The sequence below is a fragment of the Lacticaseibacillus sp. 30 genome (assembly GCF_053819265.1).
In genome coordinates, this window is record NZ_JBSOQX010000001.1 from 262,644 (window position 1) to 282,453 (window position 19,810).

The window sequence follows — 19,810 nt, forward strand, 5'->3', positions numbered from 1 at the left end:
GATGATTTTTGATAGCTGACGAGATACGTGTGGTAATTAAAATTTCTAAAAAAGCACTTGCTGGCACAAAAGCCTGCATATCAGGCTTTGAAAGTAATGACCAAAGTTTTCTCGGCCATCGAGCTCTGGCGCTTACGGATGGCCTGCTCGCAACTTTTGGCTAAAACGCGTTCGCCAGTCCAGAAACCTGCACGTAAGGACCTCAAGCCTAAATGGCCAAAGCCCAGCCATTTAGGCTTGAGGCCGCTTATGCTCCGGTTTCTAAACGCGCCTGCTCACGCTCTGTCTAGCCACATCTTAATGTACCCCGGCATGTCAGTTAGTGGCAACGTCATTGGCTTAATATTTGGTAAGGATTTCTGCATTTTTCGACCGTAGCGTGTGGTGATGAATCGGGGGTCGAGGACAACGAAGATACCACGATCGGTTTCGGTTCGGATCAGGCGCCCAAAACTCTGGCGTAATCGCAAGGTTGCGCGTGGCAAAGCATCCTCAGTAAATGGATCGCGGCCTGCTGCCTGAAGTCGTTCGTATCGAGCTTTGGTGATAGCGGCTTCGGGCGCATCGAACGGCAACCGGGTCAAGATCACCATTTCGAGCAACCGATCCGGATAATCAATCCCCTCAAAGAAGCTTGCGGCACCGAGCAATAAACTTTGATCACCGACCGCAAAACGCTTGGCGATCTTTTCCGCCGAACCAGTCACCCCCTGAGCCAATAACTCTTTATGATCGGCAATCGGTCGATGAGCAAGGCGTTGGTAAACCGCGGCAATGGTCGCCAGTGAATTGAACAATACAATCGTTTGGTGTCGGTTATCAGCCAACAACTCAATCGCCGCGGCAAGATAATCGGCATAGGCTTCTGCACTCACCGCACCAGCCGCAGGAGCGTCCGTGGCGACAAGTACTTTTGCCTGATCACGATAATGAAAAGGACTGCGTAACTTTAGAAAAGCTGTCTCTGGTAAGTCATGGTAACCAAGCTGAGCGGTTAAAAAGTCAAACGAACGGTCAGTGGTTAAAGTCGCCCCGACAAACACCGGTGCCGTAAACCGCTGTAGCAACTGCTGAATGGCTGATCCAACCTGAAAGATGTCCCAACTTAGGCCAAGACTGCTAACATCATGCATTTGCCGCAACGTCAAAGAAGCCACGGCAGTTTGGCCGGCAACCAGTTCTGGCAAGCGCGCTAACAGTAATTTCAAGCGGTCACGTTGATCGATCAGGGTGACTGTCAACGCGGCTAAGGCTTGAAATCGTTGACCGTCACTTTTCAAAAAGAAATGTTGCCGGCCATTGAAATCTGCATCTAGTTTAGTCGCAATGACCTGAATGCGACCAATGACTTTGATCAATGTCTTAATATTGTCTGTTTGGGACGTGACTAACCAATTAATAGCAGCTTGATCCAAGCTCAGACTCACAAACCCTTGATCAGCCGTTGTCTTGCCGTTAAAGAAATGCCGATATATTTGGTGCTGCAGGATTTCAATCGTTTCCTGGGCCGTTGTTGTTAGAGCGTTAAGTTGCGCCAACACAGGCAGCATCTGCCGATCATTTTGATAGACGTTAACCAATGAGCGATCTTCATCGGGATCACTCAATCGCCACAAATGTCGCAACTGCCGCCGAATCTGCGCTAAGTCGATCCGTTGCGCAAAGGCAGCGGCGGTATTATCAGCAAAATGTTGCGCTTCATCAACGACCAGAAATGGCGCCTCAAGGTCCAACAAATCAGCGTGGCGTGACAGAAAAGCGTGATTCGTAACCACGATAGCCGCCCGATCAATGGAAGCACGCAGCCGCCGATAAAAATCAAGTGTGTAATACGGGTTGATAAATGGTGTGCCTGAATCACCAGTATGCCGAATTTGCATGAACAATGGTGCCCGATAAGTTGTTAAGTGCAACTCATCGAGGTCGCCTGTGGCTGTTTGTGTCAACCAAACCAGCAATTTCATTTGCAATAACTGCGTTTGCCGACTTGGTGATTCTTGATGCAAACTAGCCGCGAACTTGTTGAGATCAATATAATGTTGCGGACTTTTAACCTCAACTGCTGGCAAGTCTCTGCCTAAAACAGCGGCTAAAGTCGGAATGGCCGTCTGAATTAGTTGGCTTTGCAAAACAAGCGTTGATGTCGCAACCACTAACTTATGTTCGGCGGTTGCGACATAAGCATAAGGCAGCAAATATCCAAGCGTTTTGCCAAGACCGGTTCCTGCCTCAATGAAAAGTGGCTGGGGGCCACCCTCTTGTGCATGTGCAAAAACCGCATCCATCATCCGCGCCTGTGCCTTGCGGAAGCGATAGCGCGGTTGGAGCAAGTGCCGTTTTTCAAGATCCGTTGCCGGATAAGCTGCTGACGCAAACGTCTCCTGCGTTGCTGTCGGCACTCGGCGCAAGACCAACGGGCCAACTTGAACAAACCCGCGTTTTAACGGTTTCAACGGTTTAGCTATTGCCTTCAAATAATCACCGGTTTCCCGCAATAAGCCACTGCCGCGCGCAACCAACGCCTGTTGCGTCGGACTGGGCAAGGCCTGAAAGCGAGCCGCCAGCTGGCGCAACAACTTAGCCGTGCTAATCGCGTCACTATCGGCTTGATGCGGGTTATCGTGCTCAATTTGTAAGTAACTCGTTAAATCAGGCAAGCGAAAACTGCTAATCTCAGGCAATAAAATTTGCGCCAATTCAACCGTGTCGATCGCAGCTAATTGCAGCTTTGGCAGCCCCACTCGCTCAAATTCCGCATTTAAAAAAGGATAATCGAAATTAACGTTGTGCGCTACAAAAACCGTATCAGTCAACAGCTGATGCAACGTTTTGGCGATTTCTTCAAAATAAGGGGCCGCGACTAATCGATTGGGATCCAAGCCGGTTAGTCGCTGAATTGCCACTGGTACCGACCGATCCGGATTCACCAACTGAGAAATTGTCTGGATAATTTTGCCGTGCTGCATTAAGGCACATCCAAACTGGATCATCCGGTCGCCGTCTTTGACGCTGGTCCCAGTTGTTTCTAAATCGACCACAGCAAAAATGGTCTCAGCATTCATTTTAAACATTCCCGTCTAAACATACTGTTCATATCATACTATTTACCAGCACCTGATGCTACCAGATCGACAACGGTTCCGGTGCGCAAAAAGACCAGATAGCGATGCAGCACCGGTTTGGGTTGTAAATCCTGCAAAGCTTGTGCATATAAGTTTAACTGTCCACGATAACGATCCACTAAAACGGCCGTGTTCGGGTTATGATCAGTTTTGTAGTCAAACAGCGTGACGCCTTGTTCATCACTCACGTAGCCATCAATAATCCCGTGAATCAAGACGTCCTCGCCTGGGTCATCGGCCAATGCTTCAAAAACCTGGTCAGCAGGCAGCAGCATGGAAAATGGAACTTCACGATGAACCTGCTGCGGCTTAGCCAATAACAACCGACCTAAATCAGTTTCAAAGAAGCGAATAAGTGCCGTCAAATCAATGTGCTTTGCCACATCGACCGCAATGACCTGCGTGGTGGCCAATTGATCGCGCAAAGCCCTCAAGCTGGCCATGGTGATCGGCTTGGCGAGATCCACTAGCTGCAGCAATAGATGCGTTGCCGTCCCAATAGCTGCTGGGCTGATGCCACTAGGGGTTTCGGTCAGAAACGCTGGCGCCGTTAAATCCCGCATCGGTGGCTTGGGACCGAGGAAACGATCTGCATTGACCAGATCAATGGTATCTGGATCATCAAATGCGCGTTTAATTTCTGAAACACTTTGAAAACCTGTCGTAGTTGTTGCTGCTTGGAAAGGATAGGCCTTTTTAAACCACGCAGATAAGTCGATCATTGTTCCTGAATCGTCAGAAACTTTTTCCGGAGTTGCAGTCGGTGTGACTTGCGGATTCACGTCAATTTCAATTGAAAACTCCGTTTCATCACCGACGAGCGCAGGTTTGATAGTTGTTTCGGCTAACCCACGGGCCTGCGGATGTCTGATCAAGGCCGGTCCGATCCAGTCGAGATAGCTCGTTGCCCCACTGCGGACTTGCGGGGCCAAAACACGCGCTTCACCTTCCGCCGCCGCAGCCCATTTTTCGACCGTTTTATCAGCAGACGTCAGCTGATTGCCACTCATCGTTGCGCCAACCACGTAAAGTCGCTGTTGCGCACGCGTCAAAGCAACATACAACAACCGCATCTCTTCAGCCAAGGTCTGATTTTGCCGTGCAGCTTTGGCAGCTTGATACTGGGGTAATTCATATTCAACGCGAGTTTCAGGATCTAGCCATTTAATACCGATACCTTGTTTTGTCAAAATGGCAGTGCCGGTTTGATCGCGCATATTAAAATGTTTGTTTGCCTGCATCAAAAAGACAACCGGGAATTCCAAACCCTTGCTTTTGTGAATGGTCATCAACTTCACCGCATCATTATCTGGATCGACTTGGGCAGGCATTGCCAAATCTTGATCCTGCTTCTGCATCAAAGTAATAAAGTGAATAAAGGCAAATAACCCTTTGAAGCCACCCGCTTCATAAGTGCGGGCTCGATCAATCAACGCTTGGAGATTTGCCTGGCGCTGACTGCCCCCTGGGGTGCCGCCAACATAGTCAAGAAATCCGGTATCCTGATAGATAGCCCACAACAAAGTGACCAAGTCATTTTCTCGGGCCAAGTCGCGAAAATGGCTGAGCTGGTTGAAGAAGTGCGTCAGCATGTCATGCGTCCGCTGAGCAAGTGGCGTTTTTGGTTCGGCTTGTAGAAATGCTGTCACGGCATCATAATATGGCACCTGTTTTGCCGCTAAACGAATCAGTGCCAACTGATCAGCTGACAAACCAACAATCGGCGAACGCAACACAGCCACTAACGGAATATCTTGTTTTTGGTTATCAATCACTTTTAAAAGCGCCAGCATAACCATCAATTCAGTTGTTTTGAAAAAATTCTTGGTATCGGCCACAAACAATGGGACGCCTGCTGCAGCAAACTGTGTTTGAATCAGACTGTTTTGACTGGTTTGACGTGTCAGTAATGTGATATCGCGATAGTGGATGCGCCGATACTCCTGCGCCTGACGATCCCATAGTTGCACATCGGGATCGTTGATTAATCGCTGAATTTCGGCCAAGACTAGTTGCGTTTGGCCAGTCGCAATGTCCACTGGCTCGTTATCATCAGCATCTCCCGGTAACTCACTTGCATCAGAAGAATCTTCATCAGATGTTGCTTTGCTATACAACAACACTTTCACTGCCGGATGCGCATCACCGTAATCAAGCGCACCATACTTTAAAGCCGCTGCGTTGTCATAGCTCAAATCGCCAACTTCCGGATCCATGATTTGACTGAAAATCAGATTGGTAAACGCCAACACATTTTTGGTCGAACGAAAATTCTCAGCTAAAATAATCCGTTCTGGCGCGGCGGGATCGGTCGGTGCATCTTGAAATGTTTGGTATTTATGAATAAATAGTTGCGGATCGGCCAGTCGGAAGCCGTAAATACTCTGTTTGACATCCCCGACCATGAATCGATCACCTGGCGTGGTGGTGCTGACAGCGGCAAGTAAAGCCTCCTGCAACGGACTAATGTCCTGATACTCATCCACCATCACTTCATCGAAACTCGCGCGATAGTTATCGGCAATTGGTGCACCGGTTTGTGGATCTTTTTGTTGCAAAATGCGTAAAGCATTATGCGCAATATCACTATAGTCTTGAACATGCCGAGCGGCCTTTTCAGCGGTCAACGCGTCTTCAAACTTTAAGGCCACATTAGCTAATGTGGCTACTAAAGGTTGAGCTTCCCGCAACAAATCGCCAATTTGCTCAGCAGCTAAGGCAAAAGTTGGTGCCAGTTTGTTCTGCCAAGTTTTCTTTGCAGCATCACGTAGATCTTTTGCCGCGTTTTTAGTGTCCTTATCTGCGTCATCCAGTCCTTTACTGATGCGCGACCAAGCAGCAAATTCATGGGAAATCAAGACACTGCGGACTGTATCGTATGTGGGTGCATTTGTTTCTAATAGTGTTTGCAATGGGGCAAGATCAGCCTGAATTTGCTGATACCAAATTGGGTTTGGCAGTTGATTGGCTAACGCTGACGCCTGAGTCAAACTGGTGGCTATTTGCAGCAATTGGCCTTTAACTCGCGGCCAGATTTGTTGGCTAAAGGTCGCTTCCCATTTTTCCGGTGCATACGGCGTTGCCAATCCTTCCAAATAGGCCTTGGGATCAGTTGTCGCACCGGCTTGGCGGATCAACTCAAACATCAAGTCTTGCAAACCGCTATCATCTCGATCCCCGCTAAAATTAGCCGTGAGTTGTTCAAACGCAGGTGCTTCGTCACTGGCATATAATTGTTCACGCAAATCGTCCCAAACGCGCTCTTGCAGCATGTAGCGTTCAGTTTCATCCGTAAGCAACCGAAAACCGGGATCAAGATCAATGACATAGTAGTAAGTTTGGACAATTTGCAAACTAAAGGCATCCAGCGTACTGATTTTAGCCGCATTAACCATGGCAATTTGATTGGCAAGATGACGCCGATCCTCACCACTAAGCTCATGTCGTCGCTCGGTGAGTGCCTTCTTCAAAGCCGTCTGAATCTTGGTTCGCATTTCGGCTGTTGCCGCACGAGTAAATGTCACGATCAACATCCGGGTAATGTCAGCATGCTGTTTGAGAATCTTTTGAATAATTCGCTCAACCAACACGGTGGTTTTCCCGCTACCAGCAGAGGCGGAAACCAGCACGTCATGCCCGTCGTGGGTAATCGCTGCTTGTTGAGAGGTTGTAAATTGGGTCATGCTTGCGAATCCTCCTGACGATGATGCGGAATTTGTGTGGGATCAGTTGTGACGCGGCCAAGCACCTCTTTGCGTTTCAACTTTGGCACATGATTGTAATGATCAAACCCGGTTGCCGGATCGAACAGCATAATACTTTGATAATCGCTGTTGCTGATAACGGTGGATTCCTGTCCATATTGAAACGGCGCCAAAGCGATATCCCCGGCTAAAATCCGACTGGCAGCATCAATAATCAATGCCTGATTGTGCAAAAGATAGGCACTTAGATCTTCTGGTGTCAGAATGTTTGACTGATTATAATTGAAGGCACCGTCTTTTTTAAAACCAAGTGGCACCATCATGCTGCGTCCACCGGTTTCTGCTGAAATGGTTTTGTCTACCGCCGCCAAGTCTGCCCCATCTTTAGCTACCAAGAAACCTAGATATTTAAAAGCTTTTAGTCGATCAATATCGAGGTCAAGATCGGTACTGAATTTGAACTTAGGATCTTGTAAGTGAAAATACAGTGCTCCGGCTGGCACAAATGGCGGATCAGCTGGGACATTTGCCATTGCTTCAACATACGTCAACATCTGTAAGGCAATGCCATAGTACGCGTCACTGTCATCGAACCGATGTTGCGTGCTCTTGTAATCAACAACCATAAATCGCTGCGCATCTGATTCTCGATAGACATCTAGTCGGTCAATTTTGCCGCGTACATTAACGCGACCACCATGCGGCAGCGGCCAAGACAAGCCAGGTAAGCCCCTGGTATCCCCAATTCGGCCAAACTGCAACTCAGTGCGCATCGGACGGAACCCGGTCCGGCGTTGCTGCTGGCGCATGTTCGTCAGCACTTGAATCAATAACCGACTTAAGCGACTCGTCAAATAAGCCATCCGATGGGTACTGCCAAGAATTTCATAACCCGGGCGCTTCGTGATAGCCGCGACTAATGGCGGGACCGCCGCCGCTACATCTGCCGCGGTGACATCGGCCAATGTCTGGCCGGCGTCGCGCAACTGAGTCAGATATTGATCCAGCACCGCATGGAAAAGACTACCAGTATCGGCTGGCGATAACTCAAATTCAGGTCGCGGCTGTAAAAGCAAACCATACTTCAAAAAGTATTCAAACTGATTACGATAATACGTCTCTAATCGCGATACCGAGACATTCATGTCCCGACCGTACAATTGGACTGCTAATGTCGGATCAAGACGTCCAGGGTCATTTTGATAGGTCAAACTGCCTGCTAGCTTCTGAGCTAACGGTGCCAGTGTGGTTTGTTTGAGACTGGCCAAAACGCCTTGCCAACTTCGACTCAAAGGCAATTTCTGATGCTGAGCTTCACCAGCCGCGCGAACAAAATCACTGAGCATGGCCCGCGGACTACCCAGAACTGCTTTTAGAGATGTCCCCAACCCAGCCGGTGCCCATGTAGCAGGCGTTAATTGCAGTGCTTGGGCTAATTGTCTAAAGTACGGCGAGGCTTGATTTTCACTGTTTTCCTGCGTATTTTGCATGGGGTAACTAAGTGTCAGTTTTTCAGAAGCTGCCATAAATCCAAGATAATTGATGAAAGGATCGCCTAAGGTTGTGGTCGGACCTTGTTCAGGTAAAAAACGGTCATCTGGAAGCTGAGCCGCCAACAGTTGCCGCTCTTCGCTATTTAAGACACCACTATCGTTAGGCACATCAGGCATCGCGGTGTTTGTTGCGCCAATCACATAAACGTGTTTTGCCTTGGCCAAACGAACCAAACCCGTTTCGGAAATAACCACCGAGTCCAGCGTCGACGGAATCTGCGTGTAGGTGGCACTAGCAAAGCCGGCCGCCAACAGTTCTCGAAACTGATCACGATTGAAGTCAGCTTCTCCCAAAATGGTCGCATAGTCATTTAACAATTGGATGAAGGTATCCCAAGCCTGTTCGTTGGCTTGACTGCGACTTAAATCACCGTCAGCGTTAGCGGTTTGTCGCCACACATTCAGCTGATCAATCACACCAGTCGTTTGCAGCCATTGATATAAGCTGGCCGCGGCTTCGCGACCAGTTTTGGCAGTCTGCCATTGACGCAGCAATTGCGGAACCGTGTCCGCAACCAAAGTCTTGATTGCATTAATCTGGGCAGTTTTATCTGCCTCGGGATCAAGTTGCGAATCGTCAGCGTTAGGATTGCGCTGAAAATAGCGCCATGGGTCGGTCTGTGTCCACCGTTTTTTGCCGGTAATGCCAGTGCGAACAAGATGGTTATCTGTTGTGTCTAAAGCATCACGAAAAGCCGCGATATCCATATTCTCAGGTAGTAACAACTCGGTATGCAAAAGGCGCATGACATCCTGATATTGATAATCGTGGTCTTGTATGGCAAAAAGACTTTCAATGAGTACGACTAGCGGATGATCCTTCATTGGCCGTTCGAGATCAGTAAATTGAGGGATGTTGAATTCTTCAAAGATGGCCGGAATCACCGCTGCGTATGGATCCAAGCGACGGGCTAAAATCAGAAAATCGCGGTAACGTGCACCTTGCCGGACGGCTTGATAGATTTGGCGGGCAACCGTCCGTAATTCATGATATGGATCAGTCGCCACTGCCAACTCAACTTCTTTGTTCTGTGCTGTCTGTGCAGGCGCCTGTGATTGTAAATTGGTACTCGTTTGCCACCAATCAGCAAGGTGCTTCATGCCTTCGCTTAGCGGACGCGGTTTAGCAAAACGATCTAGCCGGATCGGTACTTTCATCGTTTTGGCTTTTTGATAAAGGCGGTGATACAACCGGCCTGCAGGTAAGAATAAATTAGGTGCCACTGGCGGCGCAGCCGGATATGGCTTGTCCAGCACTAAACTAACGGTCACCTCAGCAGCCGTTTCAATCATTGTTTCGACCAATCCAGTCTCTGAAGCTGAAAAGACGTTGAAGTCATTGAGATAAATGAATGTGTGGCTCAGGTCCTGATTGCGCATCACCTGTTGCAACCCACTTAGTAGGCTGGCATTAGTGGCATAAGGGCCGATTTCCGCTTCATAGTGATCCAGAATGATCCCCAGATCTCGCAATTTAGCACGGTGCCGATCGCCTGGTGTTAAAGCGGCTACTGTCGTATTCAGATCTTCTGCTGTGATACGACCGGTCACTAATTCGCTTAATTGATCCGCCAGTTGTGTCACAAACCCAGTGTTATGCGCTTCGCCAGCATAAATCGTTAGTTCTTCTTTGCTTTCACCTAGTATCTTTGCGACCAACATCGTGTTACTGGCCCGATCAAGTCGTGGCTGTTGATAAAGCGCGGTGTTTTTCAGGAAATACCAGGCAAGTCGTGAGAAAGACAGCACCTGCACTCGATTTTGCGCATATACACCATTGACGGATGCTGCTTGCGCCCGCAACCGTTTCAACAAGTCGACTTCGGCTTCAAATTTGATATGATTAGGGACTAAATAAAAAATTTGGTTTTGTGAATCGGCTTGCAGATTAGCTTGAACCATTGTCGCCATCGTGCCAGCGTGGTCCGTCGTTGCGTCTCCTAAAATGAATTGCAGCCCCATGCGCTACCTACCTCCTTAAACGCGCTCCCCAGCGCAGCAACCTGCATGTAAGCACCTTGGCTGCAATGGCCAAGGTGCTTACACTCGGGTTTCTCACCGGGCCAGCTCACGCTCTGTCTAAACGCGTTCGCTGCCGCAGAAACCTCCACATAAGGACCTCAAGCCTAAATGGCCAAAACCCAGCCATTTAGGCTTGAGGCCGCTTATGCTCCGGTTTCTAAGCGCGGCTGCTCACGCTCTGTCTAAACGCGATCGCTGGCCCAGAAACCTGCGTGTAAGGACCTTGGCTGCAATGGCCAAAGCCCGGCCATCACATCCAAGGCCACTTACACTCCGGTTTCTAACCGGGCCAGCTCACGCTCTGTTACATTATGCTTTAGTCTAGCATATCTAAGTAGTGTCTGACGGGCGTTTGCGCTATCATTAATAAAGAATATTGACGAGGTGTTTATATGGAAATCGGGACGGGAAAAAGTTATGCAAAAATTATTCTGCTTGGCGAACACGCGGTCGTGTATGGGGAACCGGCCATTGCACTGCCAGTGAAGAGTGTCGGCTTGTCAGCTCGCGTCACGCCTCAGCCGGATGGCAGACAAACTGTGACGTCTTCTTTTTTCACAGGAAATTTAAATGCTGGTCAATTGACCAATTTTGCCGGTATTGCCATGCTTATTCGACGTTTATTGATCTTCTTTAACGCCAAGAATCAAGGATTTCATTTAACCATCACGAGTGCTTTGCCTTCCGAGCGCGGTATGGGCTCATCTGCCGCAACCGCTGTGGCAGTTGTTCGCGCTTTTTACGATGCATTTCAAACATCGCTATCACACGACACATTACTGAACTGGGCCGCTGTCTCTGAAAAAGCTTTGCATGGCAATCCAAGCGGTCTTGATGCTGCCACGGCTAGCGCTGAGCGGCCGCAATGGTTCGTCCGTGGTAAGGCGCCGCGCTCGATCATGATGCCACGAAACGGTGTGTTGCTAATTGCCGATACTGGCGTTGCCGGACAAACTAAAATTGCAGTGGGAGCAGTGGCAGATCGTTTAAAGCAGGATCCCAAAATGTACCGGCCGCTCATCAAGGATATCGGTGACACCGTTCGCCAGGCAGCATTGGCGTTGGCGCAAGATGATATTATTACCTTAGGCCAACTGTTCAATCGCGATCAGGCCGATCTGTCTGCACTTGGCGTTAGCAGTCCTGACCTTGACCGTCTCATTAACATGGCGATTGATAACGGTGCTTATGGCGCTAAATTAACAGGCTCAGGGATGGGTGGTTGCATGATTGCTTTAGCAGCCAGTGATCAAGCGGTAGCGATTACCACGGCGCTTAAAGCTGCTAATGCGGCTAAAGTGTGGGAATACCATTTTGAATCGAAATGAGGCTATTATGACGACTTATGCACGCGCGCACACAAACATTGCGCTGATTAAATATTGGGGAAAAGCCAATCGCAAGTTGATGCTGCCAGCCACAAGCAGCATTTCTTTAACTTTAAATGACTTTTATACTGACACAGCAGTTACATTTGATCCTAGTCTGAATGATGATCGCTTCATGCTTAACGGTGAAGAACAAAACCCGGTTGCGGTCAGCCGCTTTTTGGATCGGGTTCGGCACTTAGGAAAAATTAGCACGTACGCTCAAGTCACTTCCTTGAATCACGTGCCGACTGATGCCGGGCTGGCAAGTTCAGCCTCTGCTTTTGCTGCCTTGGCCACTGCTGCCAGCCGCGCGGCAGGTCTAAACCTTTCTCCGACTGAACTTTCAAGATTAGCGCGCCGCGGATCAGGTTCAGCAACGCGCTCTATCTTTGGTGGTGCCGTTATCTGGCATCGCGGCCATGACGACACCTCTTCATTCGCTGAACCACTCGCGATTCAACCTAGTTTGCCATTACGAATGCTTGTGGTCACGGTATCTGCTGAAAAAAAGGCGGTCAGTTCACGAAAAGGCATGGCCAACACAGTGGCCACAAGTCCCTACTATGATGCCTGGGTGGCCTCAAATGAAAGTTTAATTGAACCAATGATTACCGCGTTGGCTGAAGACGACTTAGCGCTGATCGGCAAATTGACAGAATTGTCCAGTATGCGCATGCATGCGGCGATTATGGCCGAGGAACCGCCATTCACCTACTTTCTGCCGGAAACATTACGGGCGTGGCAATTAGTGCAAGAACAACGGGCTTTGGGTATTCCCGCGTTTGCCACGATGGATGCAGGACCAAATGTCAAAATTCTGACTACTGAACCTTACGTGGACATTTTATTAACCGCCTTGCGCCCTGTGTTCGGTGATCGGATTTTGAGCACACGCCTTGGTCCGGATGCCAGCATCATCACAAAGGAGCAATTTGATGACACAAAGTCAGCAATCGCATCGCAAGGATGAACATGTTTTTCTAGCTGAAAAATACTTTCAATCTGTTGCTCATGCGGGTTTCGATCAGGTTCGTCTTTTGCATCGAGCTTTGCCGGAAACAACCATGGCTGCGGTGGATCTAAAACCTGATCTCCCGTTTAATTGGCAATGGCCGATTTATATCAATGCCATGACCGGCGGCTCGCCACAAACCGGCAAGTTAAACGCCCAGCTAGGCCAGCTCGCCCAAGCTTTGGGGGTGGCGATTGCCAGCGGATCGCAATCGGTGGCGTTGCGTGATCCGCAACTAGTCCCGACTTTTGCAACGCTGCGTGATCATGATCCAAACGGGTTTATTTTAGCTAATGTTGGCGCCGGTCATCATGCGACTGCTGCCGAGGCGGCGGTGGCAATGTTAAAAGCGAATGCACTGGAAATTCATCTCAATGCTGCTCAGGAAGTGGTCATGCCTGAGGGCGATCGCGACTTTATGTGGCAGGCTAACATTAAGAGCATCCTTGCGACTAGCCAAGTCCCTATCGTCGTAAAAGAGGTCGGTAATGGCTTTATTCGCGAAGATCTTCAGTCCTTACAACGTCTGGGGGTTCAATTTGTTGACGTTGGCGGTCGCGGCGGAACAAACTTTGCCACGATCGAAAATGCTCGTCGTTCGGGCCACGATTTTGCTTATTTACAAGACTGGGGACAGACAACGGTTGAATCATTGCTTGAAGCGCGCGGACTCGGTCTAACCATGCTTGCAACTGGCGGCGTTCGTTCACCATTAGATGTTGTGAAGGCATTGCGGCTGGGCGCTCATGCAGTCGGCATGAGTGGCCTGGTGCTTCATCACTTGATTCAGACTGGCTATGAAGCGACGCTGGCCTATTTTCAGAACTTTCTGCACCAATTACGCCAACTTTACGCGTTATTGGGCGTCACCAATTGGCAGGAGCTGCAAGAAGCCCCAATCGTGCTAAGTGCTGATTTGGAACATTATCGTCAGGCTCGTGGCTTACCGGGAATTTGACCCTAAAACAATCCAAGTCATGATTGACTTCTGGAACTTTTATTCGAAGGGAATAATGTTGCAACACAATTCTCAGTCGGCAAGTAAAAACGAACGATTTTCCTAATATCGGAAAATCGTTCGTTTTTGCCAATCCATAGATTAGTTGCTGAGATTTTAAAGACCGTAGTGCCAAGGCGGAGCAATCGTAGGCCAGATGAGGCTCAGCCGTGCAAACAACACAGCGACCGGTTTTCGGAGCTGATGTTGTTAGGCGACTTCGAGACAGCGGGCTTTGCGGGCTCGAAGCGCCGTCTCCGCTCTAGCTACGCGTCGCCACCCCATCTGGCCGGAGATTGCGAAGTTTGGCACGGCAAGGGACTATTAGCCTAGCACCTTCCTACGACTATCCGGAATTTAATGATTCACAAGTCCGATGAGCAAATAATGGCTCAGCCTCGTTCACCGGATGTGAGTTATGCCCCGAACCGAGTCTTCTTTACTAAATATCAAACACGCAACCCTTTTGGATAATAATTTTTGATGGTACCATTCACCAATTTACCAATTGCAAATGGCTTATGCTCGAATGTCAGCAGAACAAAACGTTTGCCACTTACCTTGCTTGGCAACGTTTCACCGTGCCGATAACGTGCATAACCGTCCGCATCAACCTCAATCACAGTTTGAAAATCATCCGGATTAAGAGCAGCTGCTAAACTATGACTTGGTTCAAATCGTTTCTTCCGGAAACTTCCGAGTTCCAGACCGGCACGCACCACTTTCACGTGCTCAAACGGGATCATCGTTGTTGGTAAAATTGAAAGAAAATCGCCATGCCGATAAAATAGGCCGCTGGGCTGCTTGGTTAGGCTTGTCGCTACAAACGCATCAACTTCATCCTTCGCCGGCTTGGCTAGCGGTTTAAGCGGCAAACGGGCTGGTTGATGTGATGCTGGTTCCCCTGCTAACTTCAGCTTAGCAACAAAATGCCCTTCGCCACGCAATCGGTGAGGAAACAGTCGGACTGTTTTGGCCAGTTCCGGATTGCCATCGGCCCACGCTGGCCGCCCAGCTTCCATCCCCGGATATTGCTTAATCGGCGTAAGCGTGAACGCGTTATTGGCCAATAGCCAGGCAATGATTTGCTCATCTTCTTCAGGACTAAAGGTGCAAGTCGAGTAAATCAACGTGCCGCCTGGTGCTAGCATCTTCACAGCCGCTTTGAGAATCTGCTTTTGCCGCTCAGCACATTGCGCAGGATAGTCCGCATGCCAATACTGGATTGCATCCGGATCTTTACGAAACATGCCTTCTCCTGAACAAGGTGCATCAACCAAAATTCGATCAAACATTTGTGGCCACGCTTTTGCCAACGTGTCAGGATCATTATTCGTTACTAAAATCTGCCGAGTACCCCACCGTTCCAGATTGCCTGACAAAACTTTTGACCGCGGACCATTGATCTCATTGCTGACCAAAAGCCCAGTGTCGCCTAAATAGCAAGCAAGTTGGGTCGATTTACCGCCTGGCGCTGCACACAAATCTAATACCCGTTCACCCGGCTTTGGGGCTGCAACAGTACCGACAAACTGCGCACTTGGCTCCTGACTATAAACAAGTCCGGCAACGTGATCAATGTCGTTGCCGGCGACCTTGCCATAATAACCCCACGGACTCCAAGGAATTGGTTCAGTTAATGACTCGTCCAATGGCCACGGCTTGGCTGGATCACGCCGAAAGCCACTTTCCGCAGGTGCTTCAAATGTCGCTAAAAAAGCAGCTGCTTCATCGCCCAGCAAACGAGTATATTTTTCCTTAAATGCTTCAGGTAGTTGCACTAGCTTTATCCTTTCTGTGAATCAAGTAACGGAGGAAGAAAATGGCAGCGATGGTCAAAACGACAAGAAAGACCCAAATATTAGTTCGCGTGGTGAAGTAGAACCACCAGTTTGCAAAAAGGCCACCAAGAAAAAGACTGACGCCAATATGACCACCACAGCTAGATAAAACGCCGCGCAAGTAACGCGCCCGCATATTCAAATCCAAACCAGCTGTTTGCAACGGCCCCATTAAGACCACCATGAGCATCGTCAGCAATCCTGCACCCAGCAATAAGAATAAGCTGAACAATGCCGTTTGACCATAAGCATGCCACCAAGTCGAAGCATTACTATCGCTAAAGTGGACCCGATGAATATTTTTTGCTTTGAAAGCGGTTTTTAAGGCCTTGCTATGCTGACTGGCGCCGTCAACATAGATTTTGACCTGCTTTAGTTTCAGCTTACTATTGGTAGTTTGTGCAGAGGCGTTGAGAAAGATAACTTTATTTAGCGGGCTGCCTTTGCGTGTGCCCACCGTTCCCAATACTGGGACATATTGACCATTCACTTGCAAATAACGCTGATTATTACTGCCAGTATACAGTTTATCGGCAAGATCGCGGCCAACCACCGTCACCGGCAGACTGGAGGCAAAATCGCCAGTCGAGAACCACTGACCACTATCGAGTGGCAGGCTCGCAACTGTGCCACGCTGATAAACGTACACGACTTGTTTAGCAACAAACTGGACCTGATAACCTTTGAAATCAGTTTTATCGAGCTCGCTTATCGCAGTGGTGATGCTGCGCGAACTTGTCGTGACATATTCCTGAGCCGTTTCCGACATGCCGAGGTGATCAAGCTGACTGGCATATTCATTTTGATCATGCTGTGACCATACTAAACCGGCTAATATCGCTAAACCGATCCATAAAAGATCAATCAAGAATAATTTTTTCACGTCATCCTCCTCAAGTCCTGCACAAATAAGCCATTTGCCAACAGTACAGAGACTATTGTAATCGGTAAACTCGTTCGTGAATCGCATCAAAATGACCAAACGCACGATTAAGCGCGAATAATCGCCGATCCGGAACGGTTCGGGCTTCTTGCCAAAATAACCGGCTATTGGTTGCACCGTTGCGTTCGCCGATCACGAATAATTGTTTAGTGGGAAAATAGTGTTGCATAATATGCAGGAACCGGACATCATTAGGATCCTTATCTGGGCTCCAAGCCATCACAACAGCATCGACTTGTTGGGCGTAGAGGAACAACGCCGCGTTGGCTGTGGCGGTTTTAACTGGAACAAGCGGCTGACGGCCAGTGACATTTTCTTTCGTCCAAGTGTGCGCATCGGTTGTGATCGTTTTGTCGCCTTGTGCGCGCAAACCAGCACTCACGTAACCATTACCAGCTGCCACTTCCAAGTACCGCTGAGGACCATAAAGTCGATGCCAAGTCGCAAACAGATCTTCATGAACAAATGACCACATGCCATCATGAAAGGCAATGTAGCGGCGGAAATTATGCAATAAATGATCTAGTTGAAGCAGTTCTTGCAGCTGCGCCTGTGGCTGGGTTAAAGCGGCATCAATTTGCGGCGTGCTAAGTCCCAACCAAGGTAACGCATGTGCTGGCAAGACACCAGCCGCAATAGATGCTTGCCAATTCTTCATGGCAGTTAGTTGTGATTTAAGCGGTCCAATGCGCGCATATTGTTTGGCCAGCCGATTTAATGTGCTCCAATAGTCCATGTTCACCCTCGTGATCCATCGCTTTGACTGCCTGAAAGACAGTCAAAAGCCGCCTTAAACGGCGGCTTTTGCATTCCGTGTCTAAACGCCGGTTAATGAATGCCCAGCGCCATTTTGGCATACCGACTGAGGCGTTCTGGCCCCCATGCTGGATACCAAACTAAATGAATTTCAACGCTGGTAATCCCGTCAATCGTTGTCAGTGCCCGTTTAATATCAGCATCCAACATGTCTGTCAAAGGACAGCCCATCGTTGTCAATGTCATTTCAACGGTACATTTGCCGCTTTCATCTAAATCAACCCCATAAATCAAGCCGAGGTTAATTAAGTCGACACCGAGCTCTGGGTCAATGACGGTTTCCAAAGCGTCAAGAATTTGCTGTTTCATTTTATCAAAATAAGCCTGATCTTGTGAGGCTGCCTGATCGCTGGTGTCTGCCATCGTTGAACCCTTCCCTTCTGTGACCCGGTACTGATTGCTCAAAGCCAGCCGTTAATCCTTATCTGATGCAAGTACACCGGCAACTGAATAATGTTCCTTAGCCATTTCGTTAAGAACAATGTGAATATGCTCAGCGGGTGCGCCAGTATCTTTGACAATGGCATCTGTCACGTCTTTCACAAGGGCTTTCAGTTGCTCCGGTGAACGGCCTTCAATCAAATCAATGTGTACTAATGGCATGGTATTCGCTCCTTTGGCGGCAAAAGCCGACAGTTAATTTGCTTTATTTTAGCATGAGTGTAAGATTTTCGCACCTATGCTATGTGTTTTGCTCTTTGTCAATTCTATTTAAAAATCGCATTTACTGGAAAATTTTTCCCAATCACATGAAAGTAAACGGATCAGTCGATAGTTTAGATGGTATGGCTTTGACATCCCATCCTTCTGCATCGGCCCATTCGTTGATCAAAGTCGCAACTTTGCCTTTCATAATCGACTCGATATGGTGGCCGGGATCGATCACGGGCAGGTCGGCTGCTAGCATATCGTGACCGGTATGGTAATACACATCGCCAGTGATAAAGACATCGGCGCCAGCTTGCTTGGCATCGTTGAAGGCATCACCGCCATCACCGCCAAGAATAGCCACTTTTTGAACTAGCCGGTCTAGATCGCGGGCAACCACACGCAACCCTTTAACGTTATAGGCTGCTTTGACTTGTTCAACAAAAGCCTCAAGGCGAATTTTGTCTGGTAACAAGCCAATTCGGCCCATGTTGGCGCCTTCACCTTCATTGATAAAGGGCACAACTTGACTTAATCCCAACGCTTCTGCCAGCCAGTCATTCATCCCGTCTTGGACGCGATCAAGGTTAGTATGCGCTGCATAGACCAGCAAGTCATCCTTTAGAATTTGGGCGTACATGGCATTCTGCGGAACCCGCAAATCCAAGTTATGTACTGGTCGAAACATCGCTGGATGATGAGAAAAGATCATATCAGCATGAATTGCTTCGGCTTCAGTGACCACTTCTGGCCGGACGTCTAATGTTACGAGGACGGTTTTAACTGGTTTATCTGGGTTACCTAATTGCAGCCCGCTTGGATCGCGTTCCCATGCCAAACTCAGGGGGGCAAAGTCTTCAAATCGATTAATAATCTGTTTACCGCTCGTCATGTGCGTCTAATTCCTCCTTGATTAATGATAAAATTTTTTCTTGTTCGCGAATCTTTTCTAGCGGCACCATCTGTGCATCAGCCAAACCTTCAAGCACAGCCTCGGTTTTCTCAGCTTCGCGGTGCATTTTTTTCATAAAAGTTGGACTCTTTTGCCGCCGTAAAATCGGCCCGAAGCGTAAATCAGCTTCCGAATAAGGCACATCCGGGCGCGTTCGACCAGCTGCCATCAGTTCGTAAATATGGCCTTCATCTTCAACGATGTCCTCGCCGATAATGCCATAACCATGCTGATCAAGCCATAAACGGACATCGTATTGGTGTCGATTGGGAGCCAGTACCAAGGTTTCGGTCCCGTCTAGTTGTGGCTGGCCAGCCTCAAGAATATCCGTCATCAGCTGACCGCCCATTCCAGCAATGACAACCGTTGAAATGGCATCGTCAGGCATGATACTTGCCAAACCGTCAGCTTGACGGACGCTGATCTGCGCAGTTAACCCAGCATCCGCAACGTTTTGCTTGGCAATTGCGACCGGTCCGGCGCCAATATCACTGGCAATCGCAAAATTGATGCGTTGCTGCTGCACCAAGTAAATCGGCAAAAAAGCGTGATCTGTGCCGATATCCGCTACCCGTTCGCCTGCCTCAATAAAACTGCTAATGGCCTGAAGCCGTTTTGATAAATGAATATGATCCATGACTATACTTTCTCCTCATCTCGTTAACAGTTTTCATTATAACAAACTACGCCGAACAGTTAGTTAACTTTTCTGAAAAGCGGGTTACGTCCTTAGAAACATCAAAGATTTCCGGTATTTGAATCTGAATGTGGGTCTTCGCCACATGATGACGTACGAAAAAGCCGCCTACCTCACTAATGAGGCAGACGGC

At 48.7% G+C, this 19,810-nt stretch carries 13 protein-coding genes; 3 read left to right on the forward strand and 10 right to left on the reverse strand.

Annotated features, from left to right (window positions below):
* Positions 1 to 275 precede the first annotated feature (275 nt).
* The 3 genes from ACWPAB_RS01190 to ACWPAB_RS01200 are packed head-to-tail and all read right to left on the reverse strand — an operon-like array spanning position 276 to position 10,341.
* On the reverse strand, positions 276 to 3,062 hold the full coding sequence (locus ACWPAB_RS01190) for a helicase C-terminal domain-containing protein (protein ID WP_003579214.1): 2,787 nt from the start codon (positions 3,060 to 3,062) through the stop codon (positions 276 to 278).
* Between the two features lie 38 nt (positions 3,063 to 3,100).
* Positions 3,101 to 6,805, reverse strand: a complete 3,705-nt coding sequence (addA, locus tag ACWPAB_RS01195; RefSeq protein ID WP_003584472.1) for a helicase-exonuclease AddAB subunit AddA — start codon at positions 6,803 to 6,805, stop codon at positions 3,101 to 3,103.
* On the reverse strand, positions 6,802 to 10,341 hold the full coding sequence (locus ACWPAB_RS01200) for a PD-(D/E)XK nuclease family protein (RefSeq protein ID WP_003579219.1): 3,540 nt from the start codon (positions 10,339 to 10,341) through the stop codon (positions 6,802 to 6,804). Before ACWPAB_RS01200 ends, addA begins: the two co-directional genes overlap by 4 nt.
* 452 nt (positions 10,342 to 10,793) lie before the next feature.
* On the opposite strand from ACWPAB_RS01200, the gene mvk reads away from it, so the two are divergent.
* From mvk to fni, 3 genes are read left to right on the forward strand one after another with little or no spacing between them, the layout of a single operon-like run.
* Positions 10,794 to 11,729 (forward strand): mevalonate kinase, encoded by a 936-nt coding sequence (mvk, locus tag ACWPAB_RS01205; protein WP_003579221.1) that lies wholly within the window; start codon positions 10,794 to 10,796, stop codon positions 11,727 to 11,729.
* 7 nt (positions 11,730 to 11,736) lie between these two features.
* Complete coding sequence (gene mvaD / locus ACWPAB_RS01210) at positions 11,737 to 12,741, forward strand: diphosphomevalonate decarboxylase (RefSeq protein WP_016380541.1); 1,005 nt, start codon at positions 11,737 to 11,739, stop codon at positions 12,739 to 12,741.
* Positions 12,707 to 13,741 (forward strand): type 2 isopentenyl-diphosphate Delta-isomerase, encoded by a 1,035-nt coding sequence (gene fni / locus ACWPAB_RS01215; protein ID WP_003579225.1) that lies wholly within the window; start codon positions 12,707 to 12,709, stop codon positions 13,739 to 13,741. The genes mvaD and fni overlap by 35 nt, the downstream gene beginning before the upstream one ends.
* A 488-nt stretch (positions 13,742 to 14,229) precedes the next feature.
* On the opposite strand, the gene ACWPAB_RS01220 is transcribed toward fni, so the two are convergent.
* From ACWPAB_RS01220 to ACWPAB_RS01250, 7 genes are all read right to left on the reverse strand, one after another.
* The gene (locus ACWPAB_RS01220) at positions 14,230 to 15,561 is read right to left on the reverse strand and encodes an RsmF rRNA methyltransferase first C-terminal domain-containing protein (protein ID WP_003579227.1); all 1,332 of its coding nucleotides are present in this window, start codon (positions 15,559 to 15,561) and stop codon (positions 14,230 to 14,232) included.
* On the reverse strand, positions 15,548 to 16,504 hold the full coding sequence (locus tag ACWPAB_RS01225; RefSeq protein WP_003584476.1) for an ABC transporter permease: 957 nt from the start codon (positions 16,502 to 16,504) through the stop codon (positions 15,548 to 15,550). The genes ACWPAB_RS01220 and ACWPAB_RS01225 overlap by 14 nt, the downstream gene beginning before the upstream one ends.
* A gap of 52 nt (positions 16,505 to 16,556) precedes the next feature.
* Positions 16,557 to 17,300, reverse strand: coding sequence for a hypothetical protein (locus ACWPAB_RS01230; RefSeq protein WP_003565638.1), 744 nt, complete (start codon positions 17,298 to 17,300; stop codon positions 16,557 to 16,559).
* 92 nt (positions 17,301 to 17,392) lie between these two features.
* Positions 17,393 to 17,743: a metal-sulfur cluster assembly factor gene (locus tag ACWPAB_RS01235; protein ID WP_003565641.1), complete on the reverse strand. Its 351-nt coding sequence runs from the start codon at positions 17,741 to 17,743 to the stop codon at positions 17,393 to 17,395.
* Between the two features lie 51 nt (positions 17,744 to 17,794).
* A complete protein-coding gene (locus tag ACWPAB_RS01240; protein WP_003579232.1) occupies positions 17,795 to 17,983 on the reverse strand; it encodes a 2-hydroxymuconate tautomerase in 189 nt (62 codons plus the stop codon).
* Positions 17,984 to 18,125: 142 nt separating this feature from the next.
* On the reverse strand, positions 18,126 to 18,920 hold the full coding sequence (locus tag ACWPAB_RS01245; RefSeq protein ID WP_003584479.1) for a Nif3-like dinuclear metal center hexameric protein: 795 nt from the start codon (positions 18,918 to 18,920) through the stop codon (positions 18,126 to 18,128).
* Positions 18,907 to 19,617: a tRNA (adenine(22)-N(1))-methyltransferase gene (locus tag ACWPAB_RS01250; protein WP_003565647.1), complete on the reverse strand. Its 711-nt coding sequence runs from the start codon at positions 19,615 to 19,617 to the stop codon at positions 18,907 to 18,909. Before ACWPAB_RS01250 ends, ACWPAB_RS01245 begins: the two co-directional genes overlap by 14 nt.
* Positions 19,618 to 19,810 lie beyond the last annotated feature (193 nt).